The 21,152-nt window shown below is 44.9% G+C and carries 26 protein-coding genes; 3 read left to right on the top strand and 23 right to left on the bottom strand.

Annotation, left to right across the window (positions count from 1 at the left end; all coding sequences use genetic code 11):
- Nucleotides 1–12: 12 nt before the first annotated feature.
- The 3 genes from T487_RS0114440 to T487_RS0114430 are packed head-to-tail and all read right to left on the bottom strand — an operon-like array spanning nt 13 to nt 1,375.
- Nucleotides 13–585, bottom strand: a complete 573-nt coding sequence (locus T487_RS0114440; protein WP_031577840.1) for an ANTAR domain-containing response regulator — start codon at nt 583–585, stop codon at nt 13–15.
- A gap of 14 nt (nt 586–599) precedes the next feature.
- Entirely contained in the window at nt 600–1,010 is a 411-nt protein-coding gene (locus T487_RS0114435; RefSeq protein WP_074542621.1) for a EutP/PduV family microcompartment system protein, read from the bottom strand.
- A gap of 20 nt (nt 1,011–1,030) precedes the next feature.
- Nucleotides 1,031–1,375, bottom strand: coding sequence for a BMC domain-containing protein (locus T487_RS0114430; protein WP_031577838.1), 345 nt, complete (start codon nt 1,373–1,375; stop codon nt 1,031–1,033).
- A gap of 413 nt (nt 1,376–1,788) precedes the next feature.
- Here T487_RS0114430 and T487_RS0114425 point away from each other — a divergent pair, with 413 nt between their 5' ends.
- The gene (locus T487_RS0114425) at nt 1,789–2,262 is read left to right on the top strand and encodes a flavodoxin family protein (RefSeq protein WP_031577837.1); all 474 of its coding nucleotides are present in this window, start codon (nt 1,789–1,791) and stop codon (nt 2,260–2,262) included.
- Nucleotides 2,263–2,449: 187 nt separating this feature from the next.
- Here T487_RS0114425 and T487_RS0114415 read toward each other — a convergent pair whose 3' ends face one another.
- The 7 genes from T487_RS0114415 to T487_RS0114375 form a co-directional block, all read right to left on the bottom strand.
- Complete coding sequence (locus T487_RS0114415; RefSeq protein WP_242848071.1) at nt 2,450–2,956, bottom strand: GNAT family N-acetyltransferase; 507 nt, start codon at nt 2,954–2,956, stop codon at nt 2,450–2,452.
- 116 nt (nt 2,957–3,072) lie between these two features.
- Nucleotides 3,073–4,782, bottom strand: coding sequence for an FMN-binding protein (locus T487_RS16110; RefSeq protein WP_051651754.1), 1,710 nt, complete (start codon nt 4,780–4,782; stop codon nt 3,073–3,075).
- 228 nt (nt 4,783–5,010) lie between these two features.
- Nucleotides 5,011–5,583 (bottom strand): DUF4256 domain-containing protein, encoded by a 573-nt coding sequence (locus tag T487_RS0114395; RefSeq protein ID WP_031577835.1) that lies wholly within the window; start codon nt 5,581–5,583, stop codon nt 5,011–5,013.
- Nucleotides 5,576–7,102, bottom strand: a complete 1,527-nt coding sequence (locus tag T487_RS16105) for a GGDEF domain-containing protein (RefSeq protein ID WP_031577834.1) — start codon at nt 7,100–7,102, stop codon at nt 5,576–5,578. The genes T487_RS0114395 and T487_RS16105 overlap by 8 nt, the downstream gene beginning before the upstream one ends.
- Before the next feature lie 207 nt (nt 7,103–7,309).
- Nucleotides 7,310–7,930: a cation efflux transmembrane domain-containing protein gene (locus tag T487_RS0114385; RefSeq protein WP_031577833.1), complete on the bottom strand. Its 621-nt coding sequence runs from the start codon at nt 7,928–7,930 to the stop codon at nt 7,310–7,312.
- 1 nt (nt 7,931) lies between these two features.
- Entirely contained in the window at nt 7,932–8,639 is a 708-nt protein-coding gene (locus T487_RS0114380) for a diacylglycerol/polyprenol kinase family protein (protein WP_031577832.1), read from the bottom strand.
- Nucleotides 8,640–8,659: 20 nt separating this feature from the next.
- Nucleotides 8,660–9,811 carry a metallophosphoesterase gene (locus T487_RS0114375; protein WP_031577831.1) on the bottom strand — a complete coding sequence of 384 codons (1,152 nt, stop codon included), beginning with the start codon at nt 9,809–9,811 and terminating at the stop codon, nt 8,660–8,662.
- 383 nt (nt 9,812–10,194) lie between these two features.
- On the opposite strand from T487_RS0114375, the gene T487_RS0114370 reads away from it, so the two are divergent.
- Entirely contained in the window at nt 10,195–10,791 is a 597-nt protein-coding gene (locus T487_RS0114370; protein ID WP_031577830.1) for a nitroreductase family protein, read from the top strand.
- Between the two features lie 59 nt (nt 10,792–10,850).
- Here T487_RS0114370 and T487_RS0114365 read toward each other — a convergent pair whose 3' ends face one another.
- The 12 genes from T487_RS0114365 to T487_RS0114315 form a co-directional block, all read right to left on the bottom strand.
- Nucleotides 10,851–11,804, bottom strand: a complete 954-nt coding sequence (locus T487_RS0114365) for a nucleoside hydrolase (protein WP_143004596.1) — start codon at nt 11,802–11,804, stop codon at nt 10,851–10,853.
- A 19-nt stretch (nt 11,805–11,823) separates the two neighbouring features.
- The gene (locus tag T487_RS0114360) at nt 11,824–12,588 is read right to left on the bottom strand and encodes a CBS domain-containing protein (RefSeq protein WP_031577828.1); all 765 of its coding nucleotides are present in this window, start codon (nt 12,586–12,588) and stop codon (nt 11,824–11,826) included.
- 220 nt (nt 12,589–12,808) lie between these two features.
- Nucleotides 12,809–12,901: a hypothetical protein gene (locus T487_RS16835; RefSeq protein WP_479725070.1), complete on the bottom strand. Its 93-nt coding sequence runs from the start codon at nt 12,899–12,901 to the stop codon at nt 12,809–12,811.
- 97 nt (nt 12,902–12,998) lie between these two features.
- The gene (locus T487_RS16830) at nt 12,999–13,142 is read right to left on the bottom strand and encodes a hypothetical protein (RefSeq protein WP_479725069.1); all 144 of its coding nucleotides are present in this window, start codon (nt 13,140–13,142) and stop codon (nt 12,999–13,001) included.
- On the bottom strand, nt 13,139–13,300 hold the full coding sequence (locus T487_RS16825) for a hypothetical protein (protein WP_479725068.1): 162 nt from the start codon (nt 13,298–13,300) through the stop codon (nt 13,139–13,141). Before T487_RS16825 ends, T487_RS16830 begins: the two co-directional genes overlap by 4 nt.
- A gap of 258 nt (nt 13,301–13,558) precedes the next feature.
- Complete coding sequence (locus T487_RS0114345) at nt 13,559–14,053, bottom strand: DUF7000 family protein (protein ID WP_031577827.1); 495 nt, start codon at nt 14,051–14,053, stop codon at nt 13,559–13,561.
- 107 nt (nt 14,054–14,160) lie between these two features.
- Nucleotides 14,161–15,003: a GNAT family N-acetyltransferase gene (locus tag T487_RS0114340; protein WP_031577826.1), complete on the bottom strand. Its 843-nt coding sequence runs from the start codon at nt 15,001–15,003 to the stop codon at nt 14,161–14,163.
- 232 nt (nt 15,004–15,235) lie between these two features.
- Nucleotides 15,236–15,691, bottom strand: coding sequence for an ASCH domain-containing protein (locus T487_RS0114335; RefSeq protein WP_031577825.1), 456 nt, complete (start codon nt 15,689–15,691; stop codon nt 15,236–15,238).
- 271 nt (nt 15,692–15,962) lie between these two features.
- Nucleotides 15,963–16,499 (bottom strand): GNAT family N-acetyltransferase, encoded by a 537-nt coding sequence (locus T487_RS0114330; RefSeq protein WP_031577824.1) that lies wholly within the window; start codon nt 16,497–16,499, stop codon nt 15,963–15,965.
- A gap of 85 nt (nt 16,500–16,584) precedes the next feature.
- A complete protein-coding gene (locus T487_RS0114325) occupies nt 16,585–17,373 on the bottom strand; it encodes an SDR family NAD(P)-dependent oxidoreductase (protein WP_031577823.1) in 789 nt (262 codons plus the stop codon).
- 81 nt (nt 17,374–17,454) lie between these two features.
- On the bottom strand, nt 17,455–18,837 hold the full coding sequence (locus T487_RS0114320) for an amidohydrolase (RefSeq protein WP_031577822.1): 1,383 nt from the start codon (nt 18,835–18,837) through the stop codon (nt 17,455–17,457).
- Nucleotides 18,838–18,940: 103 nt separating this feature from the next.
- Entirely contained in the window at nt 18,941–19,213 is a 273-nt protein-coding gene (locus T487_RS0114315; protein WP_031577821.1) for a DUF5661 family protein, read from the bottom strand.
- 394 nt (nt 19,214–19,607) lie between these two features.
- Between T487_RS0114315 and T487_RS0114310 the strand changes: the two genes are divergently transcribed.
- Nucleotides 19,608–20,480 (top strand): deoxyribonuclease IV, encoded by an 873-nt coding sequence (locus T487_RS0114310; protein ID WP_242848070.1) that lies wholly within the window; start codon nt 19,608–19,610, stop codon nt 20,478–20,480.
- An 81-nt stretch (nt 20,481–20,561) separates the two neighbouring features.
- On the opposite strand, the gene T487_RS0114305 is transcribed toward T487_RS0114310, so the two are convergent.
- A complete protein-coding gene (locus T487_RS0114305) occupies nt 20,562–21,104 on the bottom strand; it encodes a hypothetical protein (protein ID WP_031577819.1) in 543 nt (180 codons plus the stop codon).
- Nucleotides 21,105–21,152: the final 48 nt, after the last annotated feature.

Genomic DNA, 21,152 nt, shown 5'->3' with positions numbered 1-21,152 from the left:
TCGGCCCCTTTCCTACACATGAGAACGAAGAATCATTTCAGAAATCCTGGCCATACTGCATCTTTTTTCCATACTGATGTTCCGAAGATACGCATAAGCTTCTTCTTCCGTAAACCCATTCTTGGCCATCAGCATGCCTTTGGCCCGGTCAATGGATTTTCTCTCCTCCAGCTTCTTTTCCACTTCTTCTGCTTTGCTTCTGTAGTGATGAAGCTCTTCATGTCTTCTTAGTGCAATTTTCACTGCAGGGATCAGCGTCTTTTCTTCTATGGGCTTCACCAGATATCCCATGACCCCCAGATCATTGGCTTTATTGACAAATTCTCCGTCATTATAGGCTGTGAGCATCAGGATGCATCCAGCAAGGCGTTCGCCCATGATGCTTTCTGTGGCCTGCAGACCATCCATGATGGGCATTTTCACATCCATGATCACAAGATCAGGTTTCTGCTTTCTGCAGATTTCAATGGCATCATACCCATCCGCAGCCTGTCCTACAATCTGGTAGCCCGCTTCCGTGAGGATTTCTGCCAGGTCCATTCTGGTGATGGATTCATCTTCTGCAATGACGATTCTCGGTCTCAACTGGATTCCTCCTTCTATGACAAATAATGCTTCAGCTCTTCCAAGCCTTCTCCTGTATGGGCGCTGACGATGAATATCCGTTGGGCGCCTGCTTTTAACAGGGAAGCTTCTGCATAAGCTGTATCAGAATTCAGGTCTTTTTTCGTGACAATGCCTATGACCTCCCTATTGAAGGCCAAGGCGAAATTTGGAGGAAAGAGCGTATGATTCTCTCCCGCACCCATGACCATGGCCACCACATCCGTATCATAGGACGTGATGAGCAGTGCTCTGTAAAGTCTTCTATTTTCCGCAAATTCACCGGGGGTATCCACTATGGTCCCTACGGTTTCGATGGATTGTGTTTTCCTTGCATCTGAGTATCCTTTTTGAAGAACATCGGCTAAGGTGGTTTTTCCACTGTCTGTTCTTCCGATGAGCATCATCCTTTTCAAAATCCGTCCTCCTAAGTTCTTGTGATGGGAGATGGCGTAAATCCCATCACCGTCTCCAGAATGTCCACGATGGCAGAAATGGCTGCCTCCACACTGGACACATCTCCTGTGATAAGAAGAGCGCCACTGAAACGGTCAATGAATCCGACCTCAATGCCGGCGGCTTTGGATGCCACATCTGCAGCGATGATCGACGCTTCTGAAGGGGTGATGGTAAGAATACCGATAGCTCCTGAGGAGTCCTCCACAAGCCCCATCTTCCGGTAGATTTCTTTTCTGGGGTTTGCGATGATGTGTGCTATGGTAATCTGCTTACCCGGTACAAACTCTTGAATGATCCTTGTTTTGTTTTCCACCACAAAGCTACTCCTTCCATAAAAAATGGCTCAGAAAATACATTACGTAATCTCCTGAAGCCCCATTGCTTACCTATGAATCCACGCCGTTGTGGTTTTTTTGTAATCGTTTGCTCATAAAAATCATATCACTATTGTGCTCGTTCATCAATAGGATTTTATTTATTGTGATGCTTTAAACAAAATTTTATGAATTTGTTAGTGTATCAAAGGAATTGGAAAAGAATCTTGTTCAGTTTGATAAATTATCGTGAACTCTACTGTAATTCTTCTTGAAAAGCGCTGCTGAACGAGAGCACCGTTTCCTCATTTCACTTTCATTCCCATTGACTTTCATCTCTTCTGGAGTACGATGGTGTTGAGAAAACATCATAGGAGACTGTCATGAAGTTTTGATAAGGAAGGGATAGAAAATGAAAATCGCACTGGTCATACACTCCAAAACCGGAAATACCCTGTCTGTGGCAGACAAGCTCAAAGAAACGCTCACGAAGCTTAACCATGAAGTTACAATACTTCCCCTTTCCCCACTGAATCCCGATGTTTCAAAAGTGTCAGAGGTAAAGCTCGCATCCATGCCGGAAGTGAAAGGATTCGATGTACTGATCCTTGGCGCTCCAGTTTGGGGGTTTAAACTCTCTCCTGTGATGCAGTACTACATCGCAAACACCGTCATTCCACCTTCCATGGCAGTGTATGTTTTTGTCACCCAGTATTTTCCCATTGCCTTTCTTGGCGGCAACAGCGCCATCAGAGGGTATGAAAAGCATCTCTCGCTAAAGAAACAGAAGGTAAAGAAGGCGTATGTCATTGGCTGGTCTAATCAGAGAAAAAGAGAACAGTCCATTAGATTTTTCCTAAAGGATCTTCCTGCCTTGCTTCCCTAATAGAACAGACAGAAAAAGCCTGAACGCTCCGTTTCCTTTTTGAAACAGATGCGTTCAGGCTTCTTCGTTTTTTTTGCATTGGCGATTGACAGATACTTCTTCAGATACTGCGCTTTCACTGCGTGAACTGTCCGCCTTGCATGCTTCAGCTTGATTTAAAGAAATACTTTTTATAAGATTTTACTCTTTACAGCACCTTCTCAAAGTAGAGAGCGCCAGGCAGCGGATTGTAAATATATGCGGATATTTCTTCAAATCCAACGCTTTTGTAAAGCCTAAGGGCTGGCTTCATGACTGCCAGAGTGTCCAGTCTGATTTTCTCATATCCTCTTCTTCTGGCTTCATTCAGGATTCTTTCCATGAGTATTCTGGAAAGGCCTCGTCCCCGGTACTCTTCTATGACAAAGAGTCTCTTCAGTTCACAGATCTTCTCTTCCAGCGGCTTCAGCGCGCAGCATCCTGCGGCTTTCCCGCCGATCTTAAGAAGCAGAAGGACACCTTCCGGTTCACCATATTTTCCAGGAAGATGGTCCAGCTCTTCCTGAAACCCTTGAAAACACAGGCTGACTCCTGTGGATTTCTCGTACCGAAGAAACAGCTCCTTCACGTCTTCCAGATCCTTACTGGATTCAGGCACCAGCAGTTCCATGAAGCTTTCTTTTTCCATCGCTGATTCGGCTGTTGATTCTCCCATAAAGCCATTCCACCTCACTTTTTTCTATAGTATACCGCATTTGGATGAAACTTCCACAAAAACAGTCTTTCATCAAAAAAATAACGGCCTCTCAAAAGAAGCCGTTATCGGATCTGTTATTTTACAGACAGATTGATGGTGATTCTATTCTCATAAGAAGCTCTGATGGCTGCAATGAGGTCTCCATGTCCATCGTTCAGGCTCATGGTCGCTCCGCTGGTCACATCTTCAAGCATCGCCTTATCTTCTGCTGTAAGGGCATCATACTTTGCTTTGTCTTCTGGCTTGTCGGAACCATCTTTCAGTGGTCTTCCATTGAGGTCTGAAGTATACTTCTCAAACCATGCTTCAATTTCATCCACGGTCTTGCCAATGAAGAGCTCTTCATAAGCGTCCATCTGCTGTTCCCAGGTGCTCATACCCATTTTGTAGTCTGATCCTCTTTCACGCTTGGTCTTCCAGCTTTCGATTTCACTGAAGAAGTTCTCTTCGGTGTCTTCGGTCTTTCCGTCCACCTTCGCGTCATGATTCTCATCATAGTTGTAGCCACCCTGTCCTGGCCATCCACTGAAGTGTGGCATGCCATCGCCGTCATAGTTTGGTGTTGCTACTTCCATCTGATCCACATGCAGAGATACAATCTTTCCGTCCTGATCAAACAGAGTGCTGGCGAATACCTGGTTGAAGCTGTATACCTGCACATCCTGATCGTCTTTTCCTGGACCTACTCTAGGCATGAAGGATACACCGAATCCTCTGGATTCTGCTTCTGTGATTTCAAGACCTTCACGGTTTTCATAAGCCAGCTTGATGGCTTCTACGATATTTCCATGTCCATCGTTGAGGCTCATGGTCGCTCCGCTGGTGACATCTGCAAGCATCGCTTTCTCGTCAGCAGTGAGTGCATCATACTTAGCTTTATCTTCTGGCTTGTCAGAACCATCCTTCAGTGGTCTGCCGTTGAGGTCAGAAGTGTACTTTGTGAACCATTCTTCTACTTCTTCCACGGTTTTTCCAACGAAAAGCTTCTGATAGCTGTCCATCTGCTCTTCCCATGTGCTCATGCCCATTTTGTATTCTGAGCCTCTTTGTCTCTTGGTCATCCACTCAGAAACTTCCTTCAGGAACAGGTCTTCTGTATTGTCGGTAACGCCATCCACTTTTGCATCGTGATTGTCGTCAATGTTGTATCCGGTCTGTCCTGGCCATCCGCTGATGTGTGGCATTCCTGCTCCATCATAGTTTGGAGAGGCGATTTCCACCTGGTCCACCAGAAGATGAAGGATCTTGCCGTCTCCGTCAAAGAGTGCCCCTGCCAGCACCTGATTGATGCTCCAGACCTGCACATCCTTGTCATCTGCTCCAGGTCCTTTTCTTGGCATATTGGCTACGCCAAATCCAAAGAATACATCAGAAGCTTCCACATTTCCTTCTTCTTCCTCTTCTTCTGCCATAGGCCATGGATTTGCTGTAGGATCCAGGGCATTTTTCATGGCATAGATGAGCCCATTACTAGTCCATGTGGCACCAGCAATGACATCCACATCCCAAGAGTTGGCTTCTACAAACTTCGCTGGAAGCTGTTCCAGAGCCGGTGTTCCGATTCCCTGTGTCTCACTTGCACCTTCGGCCACCACTTCTTTGATGGTGTCTCCTTCCATGGTCACCGTGACTTTTACTTCTCCGCCATACCCTTCTCCTGTACCTGTGAGTGTTTTGGTCTCTCCACCTGGTGTTTCCTCAGGTGTTCCTGCTTCTTTTCCCTTGCAGGCAAATAGTCCTAAAGACATGGTCGCTGCAAGCAGCAGTACTAGAATTTTTTTCATGTTTTCCCCTCCTGTAATCTGTCTTCCCTACCCGGTAGGATTGTTTGTTAATTCACTAACATGATAACCGAAAAATAAACCGATTTCAACAAGACAAGGAAACATTATTCAACAGATAGAATAGGTATAGTTAATTTATCAAATTCATAGTTGATTCTGGTAGAATTTATGACAATTTACGAAAAAAAGAAGAGCCCTTCGCCGGAAGAGCCCTCTAAATTACAACCATCAGGTTCTCATAATCACCAATTTTCCCCGAAATCCTCTGGATCCATAATAGGAATCTGCTCCATTATGATAGGTGAACACCGCATCGTATCTCCGGTCACAAAAGAGAGCTCCTCCAAGATTACGGATTTTTTCCGGAGTTTTCACCCAGCTGGACGTTTTTAGATCCACCTTCTCGATCTCCTGAAGTTTTCTATACTCTTCTTCTGTGAGCAGCTTGATCCCCATCTCCTTCGAAAGACCCATGGCGCTGTTTTGAGGTTTGTTCGCTTTTCTCTTTTCCAAAGCTTCCGTATCATAGCAGAGACTTCTTCTCCCCGCTGGACTTTCTTTGGCAAAATCCACAAAGACCACTTCACCAGCTCTGTCATCAAAGGCCATCACATCCGGTTCCCCACCTGTTGCTTCCATCAGAGAAAGCGACTCTATATTAATTTCTCTCCATAGAAGTGCATCCATCACCTCTTCCCACTTCATGTTTCGATGACGGTACATATTGCTTTCAAATCTCTTTTTAAGAATTTCCATCAGTTTTTCTTTTTCATCACTCGTCAGTCTTATTCTTTCAGCCATGTTGATATCCTCCTTCATGATCTATGAAGTCCAGTGGTTCCCCATAACAGATCATCTGATTTTTCCCGGATTCTTTCGCCTGATACAGTGCTTCATCCGCTGCATGAAACATGTCCTCCGTACTTTGAAACTGAAGGGACAAGCTGGAAAAACCAACACTCACCGTTATGTGCGTTTTCTTTTCTCCGGCCTCTATTTCTTCCTTTTCAATGAGATTCAGGAGTTTCAAGCCAAAGCTTTGCGCTTCCTCCGCCGTCTTCTCCAGAATCACCACAAATTCTTCTCCACCGTATCTGGCGGCAAAGCCACCTTTTTCTTCAGAGAATCTCCTGATTGTTTCTGCTGCTTTTTTCAGGCACCTGTCGCCAGTCAGATGTCCATGGGTATCATTGAACTCTTTGAAATTGTCGATATCCAGAATGAGGAGAGCCAAAGGCTTCTTTTCAGCAATACTTTTCTCGAAAATCCGATGAAAGACTTCCCCAAAATACCGTCGGTTGGGTATGCCCGTGAGTGGATCCAGCAATGACTGTAGAAGGAGCTCTCCATTGACTTCCTCCAGTTTCTTCTTCGCTTCTTCCAGGTCTCTGGTTCTATTTTCAACGTCTTCTTTCAGCTGCACGGAAAGGTTCCTGAATTTGCTCACGCTGTATACCGCACCCGCCAGAAGAACAATCATCACCCAGACCATTCCTGTGAGAAGAAGGTTCATATAGTGGTCTTCTGTGACATATCGGATTTTCTTCCCCTGCCAATTGTAAAGAATCTTCTCCATGGACCCGTCCAGATCCATCTGTCTCAATCCATCGTTTATTTTTTCAAGAAGGGCTGTATTCTCTTTCCGCACTGCAATGTGGGAGGTCTCCTCTCTAACAGTGCTGCTTAATATAGAGATTCCGCCAGCTCGGCTTCTCGCCAGTTCATAGGCGCCAATCCATCGGTCCAAAATGATGGCATCCAGTTCTCTTTTTTCAAGGGACAAGAAACCAGACGCCAGATCCTTCATGGCTTTCACCTCCACATTCTCCATCTCTTCAAGAACTGATGAAATATACCCCATAGCTTGTATACCAACGGTTTTACCAGTCAGATCTTCTAGTCCCCGGATCCGTCGGTCTCCATATCGGACAAAGAGAGCAAATTCAGATATGAGAAGCGGAGAGGAAAATCCGTACACTTTTTCCCGATCTTCGGTGCGGTTTATCTGAAGAAGCGCATCTCCGTATCCCGATAAAAAGAGGGTCTGGGCTTCATCCCACTTCATCAGCTCCACCTTGATGGGCATTCCCATTTTCTTGGAGAGCTCTTTGGTGATGTCTGCCACCACCCCCTTACTGGTGCCATCCTCTTCAAAGAGAATCGGCGCCAAGGAATCATTGCCAAGAAAAATAAGGGGCTCTACGGTGGTCTCAAGCTGCGCTTTTCTGTCTTTATAGGAGACGCCTAGAAAAACAGAAATCATCATAAGGAAAACTAGAAAAGCCAAAACCAGTAGTTCTGGAGAGTTCTTTCTGGACATGTTCCACCTCTACATCAACCTACAAAAATAAAAGTAATCACCCAAATACAATAAACAGTAGCTATCGATATTATATTCTACCATTTTTCATCCGCATATGTATGAAAGCTTTGTGAATACCGGATGAGAACCCGAAATTTAATAAACATTGTAAAAAAGCATCCAGCGCATGCCCGATGCTTGCGCTTTCCCTAGGAATCTTTCTATTTAAAATGGTTCTTCAGAACTTTTTCCTACGATGATCTTATAGCCGCTATAAAGAAGATAACAGGATACCAGAAGAGATCCTAAAAAATCCGTCCAGTCTGTTCCTTTATTTCCAGGATAGAAGAGCACCAGAGCCAGAGATCCTGTGATGGCAAGATCCACCAGAAACTTCGCCTGATAGAGTTTTCTCTGGATGAAGAAAATGGCATGAGCCTCTTTCTGATAAAGAACTCCATACCGCAAAGTAAAGATTCCATTGGCAAGGACACCTAAAAGAGCAATGACTAAGCCAGGCACCACATTCCCCTTTTCCTGTCCGAAGGACCAGATAGAAAGAAAAAGAATCACAGGTCCGGACAAGCACATGGATCCGCCCACAAACAGATCTGCAATTTTCTGCAGCTGATCTTTTTCCCTGTCCATGAGGTTCTTTCTAGCCATATAGCGGAAAACCGCATAAGATACCACAAGAGCCAAAAATTCCAGAGTTCTCCTTATAAAGTCAGCCATCTGTGTGGAGGATCTTCCATACAAAAGTGCTGCAGCCAGAATGATCGGTCCTGGCGCACTGAGAATCACCGATAGGAGAAGCGTTCCTTCTCCCTGCTTACTCTTTTTCATCTCATCCTCCCAGAAATACCGTCAACGGAATCATTGTAACAGCCGCTGCAAGGGGGCAAGTCACCGTATCCATGCCATCCATAGAATAGAGCTCCACCACCGCAGTGACCCCTGCAGTGACGAAGGCTAGAGGCCCATAGCCAATGGCAAGATCCGGCTGGTGGCGAAGAAAAACAGTGAAAACAGCTACGAAAGAGAAGACAAACATGGCCAAAAAGCCTTCCAGTGTCTTCTCCCCGCTGAGCCCTCTTCCTCTCAAACGGATTCTTCCGAACTTTTTCCCAAAAAGAGCCGCGGCTGCATCTCCAACGCCCCAAGCCAGCACTGAAGCGAGGACAAGATACTTCCTTTCGAGGATTCCCCAGCAAAGAAGAAGGATAAAAGAAAACATGAAAAACACCAGAAGCAGACTTCTTTTGATTTCACCGTGTCCCCTCTCTGTGAGAAGATCAGAGTATCCAGGAACCCTCTCCAGCACCTGAAGCACTGGATACAGCAAGAGGGCAAAGAACGCCGACGCAAGAGCTGCCACCGAAGGATGTTGAAAAGCTTCAGTAAAGACAAATACCGATCCTAGAAGAATAAAATGAAGAATCTTTCTGAATACTTCCTTAGGCAGTCTGATGATATTCCGTAGTAAAAGCGCTGCGGACGCAGCACAGAGAAAATAAAGAATCAGTACGCCAAATCCAATAAAAAGTTCTTTCATGTAAGATCCTCCTTTCCAAACTATTTCACTCTTTGGAGTGTTATGCGGACTATTTCACTGTTCGTACCAATTCTCATGGGCGGTCCCCAGGTGCCTGCACCAGATGTGACGATATATGCTGGAGCCTCCTCATTTCTCTTGTAAAAACCGTAATCCACGTCAAAGAGAAGCTTTGTGCCTAGCTGGAAAGGGAAGATCTGTCCTTTGTGGGTATGACCTGACAGCACAAGATCCACCTCCTTGCCATACTGCTCCACATGGGAGGGTGTATGGTCCAGCACAATAACCGGCAGACCTTCCGGCAGGGCAGAAAGGACCTCTTTTGTTTCCTGTCTCTCATCCCCGCCAAATCCGCCGATGGGCGAAGGATCCAGTCTTCCCAGGATGACAAAGGAATCCGCAACCACCTGATGCTGTTCCAGGAGCACAGTGATCCCGCTTTCTTCTAAAAACTGAAGCATCTGAGGAAAGGTTTTTCCGCCATCATGGTTCCCCAAAGAGGCATAGATGCCGTAAGTGGGCGCTACTCCCTGAAACAGTTTTATTGCTTTTTGAGGATCTCTCAAAAGCATAAAGTCATCATCAAAAATATCTCCAGAGAGGAGCACCAGGTCCGGCTCTTCTGCTTGGACCTTTTTTATGATTTCCGGCAGCCTTTTCTCGCTGCCCACCGCTCCCAGATGCAGATCGCTCAGAAGAACAATTTTCATCTTTTCTGGAAGACTTTGCGCATAGGAGTCCACTTCATAGGACACCGTCTTGATGTTCCCGGCATGAACCGTGCCATAAACAACAAGCGCCAGTGAAAGGACAGTGATCATCACAGAAGAGGTGCTGAGCAGCTTCATTCCATCGAAATCCCCTTTGATTTTCAGGAGTTTTCCAATTAGAAACACACCGTCTCTCACAAGAAACAGCATCAGAGCATAGGCATAAAACCCCATGAAATAAGCACCCATTGTGCTGAAAATCCGCTTCACCCCATAGGAAACAGGCATCATGCCGAAGACCAAGGAAAATGCCAGTACCGCCATGACCATATACAGAACCCATCTGGACTTTTCCGGCAGCACCCCAGAAAAACCTTCCTGAATCCTTCTGCTAATATAAATTATTGAAATGACATACAGCACCACGAACAGCACTGCACCGATAAAAATACCAACCTTCATACTTTTCACTTCTCTTCCAGGCTCTTCGCGCCTCACTAGATCAATATCTATTATTTTATCATACAGCGCGGTATAAATATCTGTTCCATAGGGTCTTTGTGTGAATCCAGTTTAGATTCACTGTGTGTACCATGAATCCGATGGAATCCCTTATGTTCTCTACTTCATAGAATTTGTATGCTGATATTGAGGAGCGTTCCGTCTTCTGCTAGCGCCTTTGCAAAAGTAACCCTTTCCATTTGTAAAACTGGGAAAGAGAGGACAGAAACCAGTTATACAGCCCTTTTCACTTGAAAAAACAAAAAGATCCAGTATAATATATTGTATAAGATAAAATAACACGCAATGTAATTTGCGGGAATAAATGACAGGAGAACATTAAAATGAACAACGATTTTCTTGCCTCAGTGGCAAAAAGAAGAAGCTATTATGGAATCAAGGATGAGAGTCCCATCTCAGACGAAAGACTGAAAGCCCTCATAGAGGAAGCAGTGAAACATACCCCCTCTGCGATGAACTCTCAAAGCACAAGAGTGGTGGTCCTGACAAAGAATCAGCATGACAAGCTATGGGACCTGACAAAAGATGCGCTGCGGAAAATTGTTCCTTCAGAACAGTTCCAAGCAACCAGCGATAAAATCGATTCTTTCAAGAATGGGTACGGAACCGTCCTCTTTTATGAGGATATGGAGGTCATCACATCCCTGCAGAAACAGTTTGAGCTCTATAAGGACAACTTCCCAGTCTGGTCTCATCAGGCCAGCGGCATCAGCCAGTTCATCGTCTGGAACACACTGGAGACCGAAGGCTTCGGCGCTTCTCTGCAGCACTATACAGAGCTCATAGAAGAAGATGTGAAGAGAGAGTGGCAGATTCCTTCCAGCTGGAAGCTCATCGCCCAGATGCCTTTTGGCACCCCTATGTCAGAACCTTCCGCCAAAGCGTTCCTGCCCCTGGAAGACCGAGTGAAATTTTTCTAACACCAGTACTGAAAACTCTGAGGATAGAACCTCAGAGTTTTTTTATGTTCTCCTAATGATCAGAAAGCCAAAGTGTCCACAAGAAGTCTCCTGAATTTCTCCTGATGGATCTTCAAAAGGACTCTGCAGTTTGTCTCCTTTTTCACCCAAGGTCTTTCATCTTTATAGCTCATGCCTTGTGAATCCCCTTCTCTGGTGTCAATGTGCACCGTTAGATCCTCATAGGTGAAGATCTCTGGATGAGACAGAGCAAGCACTGCGCAAGGGTCATGAAGTGGATGCGCAGTCCCTGGGTAGGTCTTTAACATTTCGGCTGCTGGAACTCCCAGAACGCCAGAGTGATTTCTGATTTCTTCCAGATTTTCCTCCGTAATGGTTGCATCCACCGTCATATGCAGGCCTGAGAGGATCAAAGGGACACCACTTTGAAAGACGATGGAAGCAGCTTCAGGATCCACATAAAAATTGAATTCACTTAAAGGCGTGACATTGCCTCCTTCAAGGCTTCCCCCCATGATGCTGATGACGCGGATCTTTTCTTTCACTTCCGGATATATTTTTAGAAGCAGCGCAATGTTGGTCAGAGGTCCTATGGCAACAATGGCTGTTTTTCTCTCCTCTTCCAGGAGAAGCTTCCGCATGGTGTCTACTGCATTTTGCTGCACTCGGTCTCCCGACAATGAAACGCCAAAAAGACTGGAAGCGCCACCCAGCCCATCGCTCCCATGGACTTCTTCTGCCGAGAACTTTCCTTTCACAAGAGGCTCAGAAGCGCCACTGGCAAGTACAGCGTTTAACTTTAGAACTTTGGCAAAAAGCTCAATATTTTTTGTGGTGGTTTCAATATCCAGGTTTCCAGAGACCGACGTTATGCCCTTCAGCTCAAAACCTTCCGATGCTCTAGCCACCATGAGCGCCATGGCATCATCGATGCCCGGATCACAGTCTATGAGAAGCGGGATTCTTTCTCCTTTTTTTCTGGTTGATGTATACTCAAGATTTTCTGTTCTCAACTGTTTTTTCCATCCTTTGTTATTTTCTTGAAGATTCCTCTTCACTTTCTTGGAAACTTCCTTTTGCCAGATCCCATACTGTGACCATACCGAGGAGTTTTTCTTCAGGTCTGCCGTTTTCTGTCAGGAAAACCACTTCCAGTCTCTTTTCTCCTTTAGAAGTATTCACCAGTCTTTCTTCAAGATCCGCCACAGACTCTTTTCTGGAGGCGAATTGGAAAGTTTCTTTCTCATGGGCTTCTACTGTAAGATAGGATGCCAGATCCTTCAGCCTGAATTCTTTCCGGATATCTACAAATCCCTCCTGTCTCACATACTGAAAGATGGTCTCATCACTGAATACACCAATCATCCTCCCTTCCTCCATCACGGGAACATAGGAGAATCCTTCTCTGGTCATGTTTGTCATCACTTCTCGAACAGGCGCTTCCATGGAAGCCGTATAAAGATTTTTAAAACGTACGGCTATAGTATCCAAGGCTTTAGGAGGATCCATGACTTCTCGAAGGATCCTTTCAAAAAGCTCCACCTGTTTCAGATGAGGCTCAGCAATGATTTCCATATTGTCCCTGCCAAAATCATGGACAATGGCATTTCTCAGCTCCCCAAAGGAATGGAGGATCAGCTTGTGTTTTCTGAACGTGCTGTCTCTTTTGGACAGCTCAATGATTCTCTGATAGTAGGAATTGTATCTGCTGTCCCGGTTCAGTTTCAAGTCCATGAAATGGTCCAGCTCATTATAAGCTCTGATAAAACGGTAGGCGTTGTTGGTTTCTTCTCTCATGCTTTTCTCCTTCTTTCTCTATTACTCTCATTCTACACAAGGCTTGGAGGGAAGTCCATGGACCTTTTACTCCCATGTTTCATTTGACTGCAAAAAAGGAAGCACTGACCGCTTCCCTTCTCACTACTCGGTTATTCTATGATTCTTGCCACAGGATAGAGCCACTTGGCCACATACTCTTCAATGGACCCTCTGTTACAGTGCTCTGAGATCAGAGGGTCTATGGGCATTTTTGCAAGCACATCCAGATGATGCTTTCCAAGGCGATGGACTGGAATACTGTCAACGGCACATCACCCGTTCCTGGGTGCATATCTACAAACATGTAGTCAATATCTCTCCAGAGCACCGGATCTGTCTCCTTCTCCAAAAGAGGTTGTTGGACATGACATCAATGCCTGTTTTTGTGGTTACAGAAAGTACCCAATTTCTGTAACAGGTGCCTTTTCCTTTAAACCAAATGCTTTGAGTATGGAGGGACCCGTGATGTCCGCATCCTGAATTGCGGACTGATAGCCCATTCTGTTCTTGGTGACGGCCAAGAGTGAGGTCACAAGGATTTTTCTACCCCACCCTTGCCACTGACAATGCCGATGACTTTTTTCACACTGCTCATGGCATGAAGTGCTTCTCTAAAGTCCTGTGGGTCTGCTTTCCACTCCCCACAATCCTCAGAACAGCTGCCACAGTTTAAGTTGCAGGTTTTGCTCATAATTTTACCTTCTCTCAATAATAGATGCTTTGAATCCTCTATGAGTATACCTTTTTCCTATGCGAATTAATTGACATATATCAAAAATTGAATTTAATCCTCATCCTAAAATAGTCCAAAACATGTGGCAGCGACCCGAAAACTCCTGAGACATAATCTTATACATTCAAAGATCCCTTGCATTATTGTGGAATGCAAGGGATCTTTGGTGCCTGTTCTGTAATGGGCTTGTCTTCTGTAACTTTGATGCCGAAAAGATCAGTCCAGATTTTCTAACTGCTTCTCCATCTGTTCCAGGATATTATACACCATCGGTGCAACTGCCTCATAGGCATCCTCTTTCTCCGGCAGATCTTTTCCCTCTGCCAAAGTAAACTCCAGGAGAGCATCTTCATTGTCTTTTTCATGAAAAGCTGGGGAAGAAAATCCAGAATCCACAGAAAAGTAAGTCCGGTACTTTTTCATCACTTCCCGGTTCTGACCAGATATCCACAGCTCCAGGCTTCCTTTTCCATGGACAAAAACCAGGGCCAGCTTCAGCTTCTTCTGAAGGAGCATGTCGGTGGCAATGGAAAAATAGGTCATGTCCATGAGCCCTTCATAGAGACCGCCTATCCTGAAGCTCTTATCCCCTTTTAGGAAATCCTGGCGTAAGGATCTCATGTAGAGAATAATCTCTTTGTAGATTTCTTGCACATTGTACGCCTTCAAGACTTCTTTATAGCTTTCTACTCCTTTTGAAAAATCTGACACGGGCCTCTCCTCCATCCTTTTCGAGTGGCTTAATATAGCTCAGATTGATGCGTGATTGCTTTCCAAAAATTTACACTTCCTGAAAGTCTTGACGAACAGCTTTATATCTATATCATCTTCACCATCTCAAACTGGTTTACAGTATTTTCAGCGCCACAGGCTTTTAGAAATTGATCCATGCTTCCTGCCCCTTCTTCTACATTAAGTAGTATCCCATGTGAAGCTTCCGTCTGAAGAAGAAGATCCTGAAGGATGCTGCCCCCGATGCCCTGTCCCCGATGGCTCTTATTCACAGCCAGCTGCGGAATATCACCTGTTAGCTTATCAATGAGCCCGTATCCCACCACCTTCTCCTCCTCCATCACCACGGAGAAGCAGAAGGTCTCTTTCACAGCTTCTATGGACGCGATGGAGTTTTGCCAGGATGGGATAAAATCCCAGAACGCTTTCATCTCTTCAAGGTTTTCTAAGGACAGGCGCTGCACTTCCTGGGTCTTCTGGCACGTTGCCTTGTCCTTTGGAATACGATAGCAAAGAAAACTTCTTGTCACCTGAAACCCCTGCTTCAGATACAGATCATAAGCGGAGGTGTTCTCCTGAAGCACTTCCAGCAGGTACTGCTCCATACCGCTGTTTTTCAAGACAGGTTCCAGCTCCTTCAGGATCCTCGTGGTGATCCCTTGCCTTCGATGGCTTTTCACAACACCGGTACCCATATCATACACGGTCTTCCTCCCTTGAAAACTTCGATGTCCGTTTAAAATAAATCCCACAAGCCTGCCATCAGAAAAAGCACCCAAGGAGAGTTCTGGTGAAAATCCTCTTCTATTCATCATATGATGGAACTTTGAGAAAGGTAGGTCAATTTTTACCTGATAGTCGGAAAAGGCATCCACAAAAGCTTCGTGTATCTCCATCAGCGTCACATGTTTCAATGATCTAAACTCCACAACATCATCTCCCTTTAAGATTCAGATAGTTACAGTATAGCAAACCCTTACCGTACTGAAAGATAAAAAGTAGAGCTTTTTGAATTTCAATACAGTTTTTATCGAATGGGACGCGGTTCCTTCCTTTCATTTTAAGTATAACTACTTTTCTTTCATTATCGAATGTTTCAACCACCCTAGTTCCAATAAAAGAGAAGCGCAAAATATCTATCTTTGATTTTGCGCTTCTTCCTTATGCTTCTTTATAAACTACTTCAAACTCCTCAAAAACCACGGGCAGGTCTTCTGTAAACTCATACCCCAGTTCCTTACCTTCTTCTGTGAAAAACCTTTGGTGGCCCCTCTGCCAGGACGCCAGAGTATCATCCTCTCCCTCCAGCTTGCAGATGTCATAGGTCATTTCACGAAATGGAAGAATCCGTACTTTACTTGTCCGGATCACGCATTTGGGCTCCCCCGCCCAGTTTGTGACAATGCTGAAATCTCCCACTTCCGGAAGCCTCAGATTTTCCTTCTCATAAGCGTAGAGACTGCTGGCCGTGGCTTTTTTCTGATCACAGAGAACCAAACGAAGAAGCTCCTCTGCCCATTTCTCTGTGAGCTCAAAATGAAAACAATCAAAGTATGTATTATCTTGGGGCAAACGCTTTTCAACTAAGAATCGATGCCAAAAATCCTGAATCATCATTTATGATCACTCTCCTTGCTTCTTACTCAAGTTTTCAATTCTCTCCAGTCTTCAAAAAGAAGAGCATCGAGGTAACCAGAGATTGCTAAATCACATATCATTTCGTCTACGGTCTCCTTCAAAGACTCTTCACAAGTAATACAAATATCAGATCCTTCTGTCAAACATGGCCGAAACCACGGACTCTCAGGCCAGCTGCAGCAGCATGCTCATTGGCACCAAAGCTTCAGAAACGTCAGCTCTCCTCTAAAAACTACTATTTCTGTCTTCTTCAGATCTTCACAATCCAGATTTCATGAGAAACGCCTTCAGCCCAGTAATTCTCAAAAGTATACCGAGGTGGACCAAATTTCCTCTTCCAGATTCTCTGGGCTCTTTGATATCCGCTGTCGAGGCAAAACTCCCTGATGTCTCGACTTCTCATTTCTCTTTTTAGCTCTTCCAAGAGCGTTGAGGCTATACCCTGACCTTGATGATCCGGATGGACAAAAGCGGTGCCCATTTCCGGCACTTCTTTCAGTTCCTCCTTTGTCAGCTCTTTAAGGAGGGTGCTCTGCACCCCAAACTCCATGGTGCCTACAATTTTGTTACCAGAAACTGCCACTAAAAAATAGCGGTCCTTACCATCACTTTCAAAATAGGAGGCCAGATACGCCTTTTTTGTGGCCAGCTCCTCTTGAAGGTCATACATCGTCTCATCTATCTGTTCTCTTATATAGGTATCCACGAGAACACCTCTCATAAACTCCTCTATTTGGAAAATCTCTTCTTTCTTTGGTCTTCTTACAGTCACATCTGCTCTCTTCATATTTTATCCTTTCCCTCGGCGTTTCATTACCAGAAACCAATGCATTTTTCTTTCATGTTAAAATGGCACGATGATCTGATGCTTCTTATATGAGTCTGTTTTTACGAAACGGCGCCTGCATGAACCTCCAGGCAGATTTTCTTCCAGTGAGCCAGGTGATTCTTGCGTTATTTTTTCTGTTGGTGAGGATCCTGGGTATGAAAAACTCTGCGACGGTTTCCGGTTTGTCCGCAAGGATGTTGAAAATCCTTTTGAACTCTTTATTCTGTAAAAGCTCTGCAGTGCCCCCATCTGGCATCTTTGTAATGAAATCCGTGAGCATCATACCTGGTGAGAGTCTGCCTGCGATCACTCCCGTACCTTCCAGCTCTTTCGCGAGGCCTTTCATGAAATACGTCAGAGCAGATTTTGTGGTGCCATACAGAATGGTCTTCACCTGGATCATCTTGTTGGAACCCAGGCCTTCCATACTGTAAATGGCCCCATGGCCCTGCAACAGCATTCCCTTGGCTGCAACCTGACTGCCATAGACCATCCCCAGAAGGTTGGTGAGAATCACACTGTCTGTATATTCTTTTCCAGTCTCCCAGGAAAACACATGGGGCGTATTCCGTCCCGCGTTGTTGATCCAGATCTCCACGCTGCCCCATTTCTTCTTGGATTCCTCAAAGAGATTCTCTACACTGTCTTTTTTTGTCACATCGCAGCATACATAGTGGCAGCTCTTTTCAAACTCTTTCAGCTGCTCTTTTACAGAAGGTGCAAGTTCTTCACCACGGCCTGAAAGAGTCACTTGGCACCCCTTCTTCAAAAACGCTATGGCCATGGCCAATCCAATCCCACGGGTACTCCCTGTGATGACAATATTTTGCATCGCTTTCCACTCCAGTTCTTAGATTCGATTGCTATATTAAATATGATTTTAACTGGTACTTTCGACTATGGTGTCCATCCACTACCCCAAGGGACTGACATAAGGATTTCCCTCTGTACGACTTCTGAACTCCTCTTGCGCTTCCCGAAGAATCTCCGGTTTTTCCATGAGATCCACCGCCATCCCTGCCATGATCTTTGCTGCATAGAGCATGCCCTTTTGCCCCAGGGAGCTTCCAGAAGCAGAGGCGGACTGCCAAGTATGGGCATTGACGCCCAGGGGCCAGGCTGCTGTAAAGATTGCACTGAACGGCATGAGCCAGCTGACATCTCCAATATCAGAAGAACCTGAAATGGGGTAGCTCTTGGCTGCCTCTATGGATAAGGTCTCTTTATGGATGTAGCTTCCTTCAGTCTCCATGCCCAGGACTTCCCGGTCCTTTTTCAGCTGCTCTTCTGGCAGCGATATGGAGAGAGCTTTCGCAAGATTTTTTTCTTCTTCGGTATAGGGACTCATCTCCATTTCATGGAAGTTCTGATGGGCCAGCTGAAAAAGTACTTGGTTTGGAAGAATCTCATAGCAGCCTCCCACCTTCTCATACGATAGGGTCGTATCTGTCATAAGAGCAGCACCCTTCTGGCAATTCAGGACGCGGTCTGTAATCTCATTCACATCCCTTCTGTGAGGCGCTCTCACATAATACCAGGAGGAAGCTTCTTTTGGTACGATATTGGGGGCTTCTCCTCCGTTTGTGATGACATAGTGGATCCTTGCAGAGCTTATAACGTGCTCTCTCATGACGTTGACGCCCATGTTGGCAAGCTCCACCGCATCCAGGGCACTTCTGCCCTGCTCCGGTGCCTGTCCTGCATGGGAGGAGATTCCTGTAAAATGAAATTTCAGATTGTTCATGGCAAGAAAACCTTGATACACCGGAAGATTCGCATTCCATGGATGGTACGAAAAAGCAGCGTCACAGCCATCAAATGCATGATACTTCGCCATGAGCACTTTGCCATCCAGAAGCTCTTCCTGGGGACATCCATAAAATCTCACTGTCCCTTCCTTGCCTGTGTCCTCCAGATATTTTTTTACGGCAAGGGCACTGGCGTAGGCGCTGGTTCCAATGAGGTTATGACCGCAGGCGTGTCCTGGTTCAGAAGCGCCCACTGCTTCTTTCACCATGCTTCCCCCTTTCTGAGAGAGCCCTGGCAGAGCATCATACTCCCCAAGAAACCCTACCACCGGGTGTCCTTTTCCATATTCTGCATAAAATGCATACTTCAGTTCTTCTTCTGGAAACTCATGGATACGGAATCCCTGTTCTTTCAGAAGCATTTTAAACTTTTCAGAGGATTGTTTCTCCTTGCCAGAAATCTCTGGATAATTATAGAGGTCCTGCGAAATAGAAAACAGCTCTTCCGCCTTCTCGTCCAAGTACTGAGACAGTTCATTTTTCTTCATTGGTATTCCACCCCTTCTCTTTTCTTTATCTTTAGTCTTTAAACCGCACTTTCCAAACCTCTTTGTTATGTGCTATTGCATCACTTTAGTGCAGATCTCTTATCTATTTTCCTTCCCAGTAGGCTTCCGCTTCTTTCTCCATCTTCATGAGCCTTGTATAATAATCCGGGAACTCATTAAGATGTGCCAAGGCTATTTTTGCGGTGGTAAGGGGGTCGTCATTGGTCACATTGGTGAGATCATCTGCTCTGCCATGTTCCAGCTCCACATCCATGCCTACACGGAACTCCTCCACGTCAAACCTTTTCCAATCGATGCCGAGCCTTTCTCCATACTCCCTTGCTTCTTCTACCGTGAATTTCTTTTTTGCTGACATTTTTCATCCGCTCCTTTTTTGATTTAATATTTATTTACTGAATCAGTGAATCAGTCCCACAATACAGTCTAGGTCAGAGAACAAGTTGTAAAAATAAAAAGAATAAGATCTTTTATTCGTACGAATACTTGATGGTTCCCCAAACAGGATATGCTAGGACTTCAAACACCCTTCAAGGTTTATACTATTATTATCGCACCATTTCATCAGATATCAACATGGCAAAAGAACGAAAGAGATTCCCACGAAAAACATTCTCCTCCAATCTATGGGCAGTAAAGAACAGAATAAAAGCTAAAGATTCTGTTCCTGTTACATAAATAGCATGTAATTCAATAACACAAAATTCATTTTTTGAGGTATACTGTTGGTATAGAAGAACTCAGGAGGAATTATGCAAATGAAAATCGGATCCCACGTCTCAATCAAGGATGGCCTTATCGGTGCCGCAAAGGAATCACAGAGCTATGGTGCCTCTTCCTTTATGATATATACAGGCGCACCTCAGAACACCAGAAGGTCTCCCATTGAATCCATGAAAATCATGGAAGGCTATGCCTATATGAAAGAGCACAATCTGTCGGACTTCGTGGTCCATGCCCCCTATATCATCAATCTGGCATCCTATAAGCCCGAAATCTTCAATCTGGCCACGGATTTCCTGAAGATTGAGCTGGATAGGACCACGGCTTTAGGCTCCAAGTATATGGTGCTTCATCCAGGTGCGTTCACAGATATGGATGTGGACTATGGTATCCATAAGATTGCCGAAGGGCTTAATATGGTACTGGACAAAGATACAGAGCCCTTCATCTGCCTGGAGACCATGGCCGGAAAAGGAACGGAAATCGGAAGAAATTTTGAAGAGCTTGCAAAAATCATCGAGCTGGTGGAACATAAAGATAAACTGGGGGTGTGCTTTGATACCTGCCATACCCATGACAGCGGCTATGATATTATAAATGATTTTGATGGTGTCATAAAAGAGTTTGACGAGATCATTGGTCTGGACCGCTTGAAGGTTTTCCATATCAATGGATCCTTAAACAAAAGAGGTGCCAGAAAGGACCGTCATGCAAACATTGGCGCTTTGGAGGACAACCCCAAAGGAAAAGACCAGATTGGTGCAGAAGCACTGAAGTACATCGTCCATCATGAAGTGGCAAAAGGGAAACCTGTGATCCTTGAAACTCCGTGGCTGGATAAAAAAACAAATCTTTACAAAGAAGAGATTGCCTTCTTACGGGGGGATGGCGTGATTCTCTAGCTTAGATAAACATTGTAAGAATAAAAATCCTTGGAACTGCCGGCGATAGGCTCGGTGTTTCCAAGGATTTTTTCTTTTACTTTACACTTCCTCAATGAAGTCCATGATTCTGCTTTTTCTGATGCCAAATATAGAATAGTGGATCCGGATACTTCTTACGTTGTTTAAAAACATCTGATCCTCTTTCCGACTCATTCGAACAATAAGATTCATATATTTCTCTTTCATTTTGAAGTTCTTCACCTCTTGTAACGGATGGGCAGGGATCAGATTCTCTTCTGAGATAGACCCGATATGTCTGTCTTCATCGATGAACAGATCAAAAGTGAGCTCTTCCTGCCCCTTGAAGAAATGATCTTCTCCTAGAAAATCCACCTCAAGAATCGTGGGCTTCCAAAGTCCAGTCCAAGTTATCCCTGTTCCTAACAATATCGTCTCAGAAAAATCATGGCTCTCTACATCCATGCTGCTTCTTGAAGTGATGAGAAACTCTCCTGGAAGGGTCGATACATAAAACAGTGAAGCTGCGGCAATGGCACAAAGTAGTAGTATGGCTGCTCTTTTTTTGATGGTCTCAGTCATGATGGACCTGCCTTTCTCTGTTAAGATTCTATTTTTTATCAAATTTAATGTATCCGAGATTCTCTCTGATATTTGATATAGAACTACAAA

The sequence above is a fragment of the Proteiniclasticum ruminis DSM 24773 genome, assembly GCF_000701905.1.
Classification (GTDB): domain Bacteria; phylum Bacillota; class Clostridia; order Clostridiales; family Clostridiaceae; genus Proteiniclasticum; species Proteiniclasticum ruminis.
The sequence above is the reverse complement of the archived record's forward strand: the minus strand, read 5'-3'. Positions and strand labels throughout refer to the sequence as shown.